This window comes from Cellulomonas biazotea (genome assembly GCF_004306155.1).
Taxonomy (GTDB): Bacteria; Actinomycetota; Actinomycetes; order Actinomycetales; family Cellulomonadaceae; genus Cellulomonas; species Cellulomonas biazotea.
Map to the genome: position 1 here is coordinate 1 of NZ_BIMR01000441.1, position 1,414 is coordinate 1,414.

Sequence of the window (1,414 nt, forward strand, 5' to 3'; positions counted from 1 at the left end):
GGCCTCGGCCGTCGCCGAGCCCGCCGCCGTCGCGGCCGTGCCCCTGACGGTCCTCGCCGTGGCGCTGCTCGCGGCGGCGGCGCTGGGACCCGTGACGTCGGCGGTCGCCCGGCGCTCCCGCGGCCGGACCGGGCTCGTCGTCCCGCTCGCCGCACGGCAGGTCGCGCGCCGCACGACCGTCTACGCCGTGCCCGTCGTCCTCGTCACGCTCGCGACCGCGACCGGTGCGCTCGCGTCCGTGCACGCGGGCACCACGGCGTCGCAGCAGCGCACCGCCGCCACGGCTGCGCTCGGCGCGGACCTGCGCGTCGACGTGCGTGACGCGCTCGACGTCCAGGTCGACGGCACGTCGCCGACCGACGCCCTCCGGCCGCTCGCGGGTGGCCGGACGGTGCCCGTGCTCCGCGTCACCGCCGGGTCGACGTCGCGCGTGGGGACGCTGCTCGCCGTCCCGGCCGCGGCCGCGGGCGCCGTGGTCCGCGACGACGGCGCGCCCGGGCTGGCGACGGCACTCGACGCGGTCACGGCGGCCGACGGCTGGGTCGTCCCGGACGGGGCGACCTCTGTCCGCGTCGACGCGACGCTCGACGGCGGCGTCACGGCGGCACACGTCTGGTGGGCCGGGCCCGACGGCGTCCTGCGCGCGACGTCCGCGACGCGGGTCGCCGGCGAGGACGCGTGGACGGCTGACCTCCCCGAGGTCGGGACCTGCGCGGGCACCGCGGACTCAGCGGGTCGCGTCGCACGGTGGGCCGTCGCGGGCGTCGACCTCGTGCCCGACGGTCCGCCGGCACAGGCGAGCGTCGTGACCCTCACGGGTGTGACAGCCGACGGGCGAGACGGCGCGACGGACCTCCTCGCGGGCGGAGAATGGCGCGCGGCCGCGCCCGGCAGCGTCCCGGTGCAGGTCGCTGCGGGCTCCGACGCGGGCACCGGCACTGGCGCCGACCCCGGGACGGGAAGCGGCACCGACGAGGGCGAGGGCGACGCGGGCAGCGCGCCCGGCGCGCCCGGCACACCCGGCACCGTCACCGTCCCGCCGACCGGTGTGCCGCGCACGGTCCTGCGCATCCTGCCCGGCCCTGCGACGGCCCTCCCGGTCGTCGTGTCCGCCGACTGGGCCGCCGAGGACGGGCTTGCCGTCGGCGCGCCCGTCGTCCTGCGGGTCGACGGCCACCCGGTCGACGCGGAGGTCGTCGGCGTCCTGCCCGTCGTGCCGGGTGCACCGGGGCGCGCCGCGCTCGCGGACCTGCGCGGCGTCGGGGCGGCGCTCCTGTCGACCGCGCCGAGCCTGCCCGCGCCCGACGAGGTGTGGGTCGCGACCGACGACCCTGACGGGACGGCCACCGCCGCCCGGGACGCGGCGGCCGCCCAGGGCCTGTCGGTCGACACGGCGACGGTCGCGGCCCCGGAC

At 80.5% G+C, this 1,414-nt stretch carries 1 pseudogene; it reads left to right on the forward strand.

From position 1 onward, the window contains the following. Positions 1–1,414 (forward strand): annotated as a pseudogene (locus tag CBZ_RS21230) (hypothetical protein); the annotation flags it as partial.